This window comes from Streptomyces sp. 8L, from assembly GCF_020176795.1.
GTDB lineage: Bacteria > Actinomycetota > Actinomycetes > Streptomycetales > Streptomycetaceae > Streptomyces.
Map to the genome: position 1 here is coordinate 1 of NZ_JAIUKE010000004.1, position 7,997 is coordinate 7,997.

The window sequence follows — 7,997 nt, forward strand, 5'->3', positions numbered from 1 at the left end:
GGGCGGGCGCGCCGCCGCCGGGGGGGGGGCCGCCGGGGCCCCCCCCGCCCCCCCCCCCCCCCCCCCCCCCCCCCCCCCCCCCCCCCCCCCCCCCCCCCCCCCCCTTCTCCACGCAACGCGTCTCCCACGTCCCGCAGGGCCTCTCAGCAGCTCGGCCGACGACTCCGTGCCCCGGCGACCCGACCCGCGGCTCAGTCGCCGCGGCCGGTGGCGATCATGCCCAGCGTCAGGAGGCCGAGGACGACCCAGCCGAACCAGAGCCAGCCGTTGCTGCCGATCGCCGCGGTATAGGCGGTCACCACGACAAGACCGACCACCGTGATGACGCCCATGCTCTTCGTGGATGATCCGGACACCCGCGTCCTCCTCCCGGCCCGACGGTGAGCCCATCCTCACCCGAACCGGGGCCCGCGCGCTACTGCCCCCGGGCCTGGAGCGACGCCAGATAGGCGTTGTAGGCGGCGAGCTCCTTGTCGCCGTCCCGGTCGGCGGCCCGGTCCTGGCGCGTCGCCTGGCGCTGGTCCGAGCGGTACCACTGGAAGACGAGCGCGAGCAGCACCAGCACCGAGGGGACTTCGCTGAAGGCCCACGCGATGCCGCCCGCGGCCGTCTGGTCGGACAGCGCGTCGACACCGAGCGAGGCCGCCGGGTGCCTGTACGCGTTGATCATCGGCTGGCTGGCCATCATCAGCGCGATGCCGAAGAACGCGTGGAACGGCATCCCCGCGAACAGCTCCAGCATCCGCATCAGGTAGCCGGAGCGGTGCGGGCCCGGGTCGATGCCCATGATCGGCCAGAAGAACAGCAGACCCACCGCGAGGAAGTGGACCATCATCACGATGTGCCCGGTTTCGGACCGCATCAGGAAGTCGAAGATCGGCGTGAAATACAGCCCGTAGAGGCTCGCGATGAACACCGGGATCGTGAAGACCGGGTGCGAGACCACCCGCACGAACCGGCTGTGCAGCAGCATCAGCAGCAGCTCGCGCGGCCCCTTCCGGCCGCGCCCCAGCACCGGCAGCGTCCGCAGGGCGAGGGTGACCGGCGCGCCGAGCAGCAGCAGGATCGGCGCGACCATGCTGATGAGCATGTGCTGCACCATGTGCACGCTGAACATGACCATGCCGTAGTCGTTGAGGCCCGTGCACATCGTCAGGCCGACCAGCAGGACACCCAGCAGGAACGAGGCGCTCCGGCCCGGTGACCACGCGTCCCCGCGGCGCCGCAGCCGCAGCACGCCCCAGCCGTACAGCACGATGCCCAGGGCGCAGGAGACCAGGAAGAACGGGTCGGACGAGTAGACGAACGCCCGGCTCAGCGTGAACGGCGGCAAATCCATCATCATGCCGTGCATGCTGTGATCCATCCGCGTACTCCTGTGGGGGCGTGATTCGTACCTGATGTCCGCCACCAGACTAGAACCGCCCCCAGCCGCGGCGGCGGCGGGGGGCGGTCCGGGACCCGCGGCGAGCGGTGCGGGCCCGGGCGCGGGGCCGACGCACTGTCAGGAACGCGCGTCTACAGGACGCACTCCGCCTCCGCGTAGCGCGCGGCCGGGACCGTCTTCAGCGTCTCGACGGCCTCCGTGAGCGGCACCATGTCGATGGACGTGCCGTGCAGTGCCGTCATCATGCCGAACTCGCCGCGGTGCGCGGCCTCGACGGCGTGCCAGCCGAACCGGGTCGCCAGCACCCTGTCGTACGCCGTCGGGGTGCCGCCGCGCTGGACGTGCCCGAGGATGACCGGCCTGGCCTCCTTGCCGAGGCGCTGCTCCAGTTCGACGGCGAGCTGCCCCGCGACCCCGGCGAACCGCTCGTGGCCGTACATGTCGGTACCGCCCTCGTCGAACTTCATGGAGCCCTCGCGCGGCTTGGCGCCCTCGGCGACCACCACGATCGCGAACCGCTTGCCGGCCAGGAACCGCTTGCCGACCAGCGCGGTCAGCTCGCCGATGTCGAAGGGCCGCTCCGGTACGACGATGGCGTGCGCGCCCGCCGCCATGCCCGAGTGGAGGGCGATCCACCCGGTGTGCCGGCCCATGACCTCCACGATCAGCACACGCTGGTGCGACTCGGCGGTGGTCTTCAGCCTGTCCAGGGCGTCCGTCGCGACACCGACGGCCGTGTCGAAGCCGAAGGTCACGTCAGTGGAGGCGATGTCGTTGTCGATGGTCTTCGGGACGCCGACGATCGGCAGGCCGGCCTCGGACAGCAGGTTCGCCGCCTTGAGCGTGCCCTCGCCGCCAATCGGGATGATCGCGTCCAGGCCCAGGTCGGCGACGTGGCCGCGGGCCTTCTCCACGCCGCCGCGCAGATGCGCGGGCTGCACACGGGAGGAGCCGAGGATGGTGCCGCCACGGGCCAGGATGCCCCCGACACCGTCAAGGTCGAGCTTGCGGTAGTCGCACTCCAGAAGGCCCTTCCAGCCGTCGTGGAACCCGATGACCTCGTCGCCGTGGTCGACGACGGCGCGGTGCACGACGGACCTGATCACCGCGTTGAGGCCGGGGCAGTCACCGCCGGAGGTGAGGACACCAATTCGCATGGCCCGGACAACCTTTGCAACGTGTGGGGGCGATGGCCGGACCCCGTCGTCCGGTCTGATCGCCGCCACCCTACCGGCGCCGGGTACCGTCACCGAACCCGGCGTCCGCCTGCTGGACAGGAGGGTGCCGGGTTCGGCGGCCGGGCCGCTCAGATGGTGAAGCCGCTGCTCAGGAGGGGTGTGCCGGGTGGGCGGAGCAGCTGCTCAGCTGTGCGGCACCACCGCTCAGGCGGGCTGGACGGCGGCGTTGATCCGCTCGTTGCGCAGGGCGTCGTACCACCGGTCGTCGACCGGCGGCAGCGCGTTCACGTCGAGGGCCAGCTTCAGCAGCAGATCGGCGATGTGCGGGTTGCGCGCCATCACGGGACCGTGCATGTACGTACCGAAGACGGTGTCGTTGAACGCGCCCTCGGTGCCGTCCCCCGTGCCGTTGCCCCTGCCGAGCCTGACGCGCGCGAACGGCCGTGCCCTCGGGCCGAGATGGGTGATCCCCTGGTGGTTCTCGAAGCCGGTCAGCGGCGGCAGGTTGAGATGCGGGTCGATGTCGCCGAGCACATCGCCGACACAGCGCTCGCCCTCGCCGCGCGTGGAGACCACGTCGAGCAGGCCGAGGCCCGGCTCGCGCTGGCCGAGGTCGTTGACGAACTCGTGGCCCAGGATCTGGTAGCCGGCGCAGACGGAGAAGACGATCGCGCCGTTGGAGACGGCCCGGTTCAGCCCGCCGTCCCGCCGCAGCCGCTCGGCGGCCAGCCGCTGCGGCCGGTCCTCACCGCCGCCGATCAGGTAGATGTCGCCGGACGTCGGCACCGGCTGGTCGCTGCGTACGTCCACCCGCGAGACGTTCAGCCGGCGCTGGCGCGCCCGCCGCTCGACGACCAGCGCGTTGCCCTGGTCGCCGTAGGTGCTCAGCAGGTCGGGGTAGATCCACACCAGCCTGAGGCTGCTCTCGCTCATGCTCGCTCGTTCCTCTCGTAAGCTCGGCGGGCCGTCGGATCAGTTGCCGACACGGCGGCGCAGGTCCTGGAAGGCCGTGTAGTTGGCGATCACTTCGATCCGTCCGGGCGGCGCGTACTGCACGGCCTCGTCCAGCGTCTCGCAGACGCGGAACGCGAGCCCCGCCACCTCGAGGCGGACCGCGAGGTCGAGCCTGCGGTCGCCGAGGACGAAGATCGGGTGCCCGCCGAGGCGGGTGTAGTCGACGTCCCACAGCCAGGACGTGTCCGTGCCGTCCGCGCCGCGCGCGTTGACCGAGAGGATCACCGGGGTCGGCGGCGGGTCGATCAGCGAGAAGGTCTCCAGCCAGCCGGCCGGGTTCTTCGCGAGCAGCAGCCGCAGGTCGCGGCCCTGGAAGGACACCACGTCGTAGCGTCCCGCCACCGCCTGCACCTGGTACATGCGCTGAAGGGCGACGCCAGGCGGCACACCGAACGTCGCGGCGACCGCGGCGGACGTGGTCGCGTTGGCCTTGTTCGCCCGGCCGGGCAGCTGGAGGTGGATGGGCCAGGCGGAGCCGTGCGGGTCGAGCACGTGGTCGTCGCGCAGCGCCCAGCTGGGCGCGGGGCGGCGGAACCCGCACTGCGCGCAGAACCAGTCGTCGCCAGGCCGCTGCATCACGCCGCCGCACGACGGGCACGACCAGGCGTCGTCCTTCCACTCCTGGCCCGCCGCGACCCAGACCACGTTCGGCGAGGAGGAGGCGGCCCACACGATCAGCGGGTCGTCGGCGTTGGCGATCACGATCGCCTTGGTGCCGGCCAGCCCCTCCCGCCACTTCTCGGCGAGCATGCGGGTCTCGGCCGCGCGGTCCAGCTGGTCGCGGGAGAGGTTCAGCAGGGCGATCGCCTTGGGTGTGGTGTCGCGCGCCACACCGGCCAGGTACTTCTCGTCGACCTCGATCACACCGAACTTGGCGTCCGAGCCGCCGGCGAGCGCCGAGGTGATGCCCGCGGGCATGTTGGCGCCCAGCGCGTTGGAGACCACGGGCCCGGCGGCGCGCAGGGCCTCCGCGATCAGGCGGGTGGTGGTGGTCTTGCCGTTGGTCGCGGACACGAGGATGACGTCGAGGTGCTGCGCGAGACGGCGCAGCAGGTCGGGGTCGAGCCGGAGCGCTACCTTTCCGCCGATCACCGATCCGCTGCCGCGTCCGGCGGCGCGCGACACCGCTGCCGCGGCCTTGCCCGCCGTCACGGCCAGCTTGGCCCGCGAAGGCAGCGGCTCCGTGTTGCCTGCCATCGTCCCTGATCCTCCTCGCGTCGGTCGTGGGTCAGCCTATCGAGATCCGGCCACGGCCCAGAACCGCGGCACGAAGCCGCCACCGCGCCGAAGACGGCGATCATGCGGACCGTACCCTGACGGTCATGCGAAACCGTCCGATCCCCGGCAGTGGTGGTCGCGTACGAGCCATGCGGACGCTCGGCGATCCCGTGCTGCACGCGCCCTGCGAGCCGGTCACCGACTTCGGCCCCGGCCTCGCGGATCTGGTCGAGGACCTGTTCGCCACGATGTACGCCGCGCGCGGCGTGGGCCTCGCGGCCAACCAGATCGGCGTGCCGCTGCGGGTGTTCGTCTACGACTGCCCGGACGACGACGATGTCCGGCATGTCGGCCATCTGGTGAATCCGCGGCTGATCGCGGCCGACGGAATCGTCGTGCGCGGCCCGGAGGGGTGCCTGTCGCTGCCCGGCCTTGAGGCGGGCACGGAGCGTTACGACCGTGCCGTGGTGGAGGGGCTGACCCGGGACGGTGAGCCGGTGCGCGTCGTGGGGGAGGGGTTCTTCGCACGCTGCCTCCAGCACGAGAGCGACCATCTGGCGGGCGGGGTCTACTCCGACCGGCTGACCGGACGCCGCAGGTCGAAGCTGCTGAGGGCCGCGGCCCGCGCGCCCTGGGGCGCCGCCCGAGCCCGGGAGCGGCGCTCGGACCCGTCCGAACGGTAGGAGCGCGGCGGACGGGCATGGGGCTCGGGGACCTGCCCTCCGGTCCCGCGGCGTGCGTACGCGGGGCTCGACGCCGGCTCGCGGCGATAGGGCGGGGGCGGGAGCGAGGGCTGAGGCGGCGCGGGAAGACCGTGGCGCGAATGCGGCTCGGCTTCGAGAGGTGACGGAGAGTGGCCGGGCGCGGGTGCAGAAAGCATCCCGAGGTGGTCCGGCGTCCCGTCGTCGCCCGTAAGCGCTCCCGCCTGTGCCGGAGGCTGCCGGCTGTTCGTGTGCGGGTCTCGTGGCGGTTCCCACGGGTTCGGTCCCGGGCTGGCGCGCCCGGTCAAGACCTCCGCTGGTACGGCCGGTCCGGAACACCGGGCCGTCCCTGGTGGTTCAGAACCCGGGGCCGTCCGGGCGGTCCGCGGCGTTCGCGAGCCGGCCCCAGAGCAGGTCGGCCATCGTCGTCACCAGCTCCTGCCGGGAGCAGGGCCGTTCGCCGAGCCACCAGTCACCGGCCGCGTGCATCATGCCGACGATCCCGTGGCCCCAGATCCTGGCCAGTCGCCGGCTGTTCTCGCCCAGGTCGATGCGTTCCTCTATGACGATCGCGAGCTCTTCGCCGAGCCGGCGCAGCAGCGGCGCCGAGTGGCGGCCGGTGTCGAAGCCCTGGTCGAGCGGCGGGGCGTCTTCGGCCGGGTGCATCAGGAAGCGGTAGACCTGCGGGTTCGCCTCAATGGCGGCGAGGTACGTGTCGAGCGTGGCCTCCACGCGTCTGCGGCGCTCGGCGGGCGCGTCCAGCGCCGCCCGCAGCCCGCTCAGCAGGGCGTCCGTGTGGCGTTTCGCGAGCGCCCTGTACAGCCCGCCCTTGTCGCCGAAGTGGCGGTACAGGATCGGCTTGGTGATCCCGGCCTCCGCCGCGATCGCGTTCATCGAGGCCCGGGGGCCGTCCCTGAGCACCACCCGGTCGGCGGCCTCCAGCAGTTCCCGCCGGCGCAGCTGGGCCGCCCGCCGCTGCTCCGACTGCTGTGGTGTCGTCTCCATCGTTTCTCCCCGCCCCTACCCAATTCGTGACGCCCGCGCAACCTAACACCCCCGGCCGAGAGGGTGCTGATCAGGCGTGATCGGTTGACAGGCACTACTCGCCGGTAACAGACTGTGGTTACCAGCAGTAACCATGGAGGGAAGATGGCCGAGTTCACACTCGAACCCAGCGACGAGCAGAAGGAGATCCGTGCGTGGCTGCACGGGTTCGCCGCGGAGGTGATCCGCCCGGCCGCCGCCGAGTGGGACGAGCGCGAGGAGACCCCCTGGCCCGTCATCCAGGAGGCGGCCAAGCTCGGGATCTACTCCCTCGACTTCTACGCGCAGCAGTACTTCGACCCGTCGGGCCTCGGCATCCCCCTCGCGATGGAGGAGCTGTTCTGGGGCGACGCGGGCATCGCCCTGTCCATCGTCGGGACCGGCCTCGCCGCCGTCGGCGTCCTCGCCAACGGCACCGACGAGCAGATAGGCACCTGGATACCGCAGATGTACGGCGATCCCGACGACGTGAAACTCGCGGCCTTCTGCTCCTCGGAGCCGGACGCCGGCTCCGACGTCGCCGCGATGCGCACCCGCGCCGTCTACGACGAGGCGAAGGACGAGTGGGTGCTGAACGGCACCAAGACCTGGGCGACCAACGGCGGCATCGCCAACGTCCATGTCGTGGTCGCCGTCGTGGACCCGGAACTCGGCTCCAAGGGGCATGCCTCGTTCATCGTGCCGCCCGGCACGCCCGGCCTGTCCCAGGGCCAGAAGTTCAAGAAGCACGGCATCCGCGCCTCGCACACCGCCGAGGTCGTCCTCGACGGCGTACGCGTCCCCGGCGCCTGCCTGCTCGGAGGGAAGGACAAGCTCGACGAGCGCCTGGCCCGTGCCCGTGAGAGGGCGACGGCCGGGGGCGAGCGCCTGAAGAACGCCGCGATGGCCACCTTCGAGGCCTCCCGGCCCGCGGTCGGCGCGATGGCCGTGGGCACCGCCCGCGCCGCCTACGAGGTCGCGCTCGACTACGCCACCACCCGCAGCCAGTTCGGCCGCCCCATCATCGACAACCAGGGCGTCGCGTTCCAGCTGGCCGACATGCGCACCCGGATCGACGCCGCCAGGCTGCTCGTGTGGCGCGCGTCCTGGATGGCCACGACGGGCAAGAAGTTCGAGTCGGCCGAAGGGTCCATGTCGAAGCTGTTCGCCAGCGAGACCGCCAAGCAGGTCACCGCGCAGGCCGTCCAGATCCTCGGCGGCAACGGCTTCACCCGCGAGTACCCGGTGGAGCGCATGCACCGGGACGCCGCCATTTACACGATCTTCGAAGGCACCAGTGAGATCCAGCGACTCGTGATCGCGCGCACCCTCTCGGGCGTGCCGATCCGCTGACCCCCCCCGGGGCCCCCCCCCGGGGGGCCCCCCCCCGCGGGGGGGCCCCGCCTCGGTCAGCAGTCGCCAGGGTACGGCCACCTCGGTCACATCGAAGTCGCGGTCCGGGACCGGCATCAGGAT

Annotated in this window: 8 protein-coding genes; 2 read left to right on the plus strand and 6 right to left on the minus strand. The window is 71.9% G+C overall.

The genetic code is table 11. The features are described 5' to 3' along the window. Window positions 1–191: 191 nt before the first annotated feature. From LCE31_RS00525 to LCE31_RS00545, 5 genes are all read right to left on the minus strand, one after another. The gene (locus LCE31_RS00525; RefSeq protein WP_225011809.1) at window positions 192–356 is read right to left on the minus strand and encodes a hypothetical protein; all 165 of its coding nucleotides are present in this window, start codon (window positions 354–356) and stop codon (window positions 192–194) included. Between the two features lie 59 nt (window positions 357–415). Then, complete coding sequence (locus LCE31_RS00530) at window positions 416–1,366, minus strand: cytochrome c oxidase assembly protein (protein WP_225011793.1); 951 nt, start codon at window positions 1,364–1,366, stop codon at window positions 416–418. A 152-nt stretch (window positions 1,367–1,518) separates the two neighbouring features. Continuing rightward, on the minus strand, window positions 1,519–2,544 hold the full coding sequence (locus tag LCE31_RS00535) for a 6-phosphofructokinase (RefSeq protein ID WP_225011797.1): 1,026 nt from the start codon (window positions 2,542–2,544) through the stop codon (window positions 1,519–1,521). 225 nt (window positions 2,545–2,769) lie between these two features. Continuing rightward, on the minus strand, window positions 2,770–3,498 hold the full coding sequence (locus LCE31_RS00540; protein WP_225011799.1) for a type 1 glutamine amidotransferase: 729 nt from the start codon (window positions 3,496–3,498) through the stop codon (window positions 2,770–2,772). Window positions 3,499–3,537: 39 nt separating this feature from the next. Next, a complete protein-coding gene (locus LCE31_RS00545) occupies window positions 3,538–4,776 on the minus strand; it encodes a Mur ligase family protein (RefSeq protein WP_225011802.1) in 1,239 nt (412 codons plus the stop codon). Between the two features lie 125 nt (window positions 4,777–4,901). On the opposite strand from LCE31_RS00545, the gene def reads away from it, so the two are divergent. Beyond that, complete coding sequence (gene def / locus LCE31_RS00550) at window positions 4,902–5,480, plus strand: peptide deformylase (RefSeq protein ID WP_225011803.1); 579 nt, start codon at window positions 4,902–4,904, stop codon at window positions 5,478–5,480. Window positions 5,481–5,855: 375 nt separating this feature from the next. Here the strand turns inward: def and LCE31_RS00555 are convergent, their stop codons facing one another. Then, the gene (locus LCE31_RS00555) at window positions 5,856–6,503 is read right to left on the minus strand and encodes a TetR family transcriptional regulator (protein WP_225011806.1); all 648 of its coding nucleotides are present in this window, start codon (window positions 6,501–6,503) and stop codon (window positions 5,856–5,858) included. Window positions 6,504–6,647: 144 nt separating this feature from the next. Here LCE31_RS00555 and LCE31_RS00560 point away from each other — a divergent pair, with 144 nt between their 5' ends. After that, window positions 6,648–7,874, plus strand: a complete 1,227-nt coding sequence (locus LCE31_RS00560) for an acyl-CoA dehydrogenase family protein (RefSeq protein ID WP_225011808.1) — start codon at window positions 6,648–6,650, stop codon at window positions 7,872–7,874. Window positions 7,875–7,997: the final 123 nt, after the last annotated feature.

What these genes read in the sequence shown, in the direction of transcription:
- LCE31_RS00530 (WP_225011793.1), bottom strand. Translation starts at nt 1,366, where the DNA reads ATGGATCACAGCATGCACGGCATGATGATGGATTTGCCGCCGTTCACG.
- LCE31_RS00535 (WP_225011797.1), bottom strand. Translation starts at nt 2,544, where the DNA reads ATGCGAATTGGTGTCCTCACCTCCGGCGGTGACTGCCCCGGCCTCAAC.
- LCE31_RS00540 (WP_225011799.1), bottom strand. Translation starts at nt 3,498, where the DNA reads ATGAGCGAGAGCAGCCTCAGGCTGGTGTGGATCTACCCCGACCTGCTG.
- LCE31_RS00545 (WP_225011802.1), bottom strand. Translation starts at nt 4,776, where the DNA reads ATGGCAGGCAACACGGAGCCGCTGCCTTCGCGGGCCAAGCTGGCCGTG.
- def (WP_225011803.1), top strand. Translation starts at nt 4,902, where the DNA reads ATGCGAAACCGTCCGATCCCCGGCAGTGGTGGTCGCGTACGAGCCATG.
- LCE31_RS00555 (WP_225011806.1), bottom strand. Translation starts at nt 6,503, where the DNA reads ATGGAGACGACACCACAGCAGTCGGAGCAGCGGCGGGCGGCCCAGCTG.
- LCE31_RS00560 (WP_225011808.1), top strand. Translation starts at nt 6,648, where the DNA reads ATGGCCGAGTTCACACTCGAACCCAGCGACGAGCAGAAGGAGATCCGT.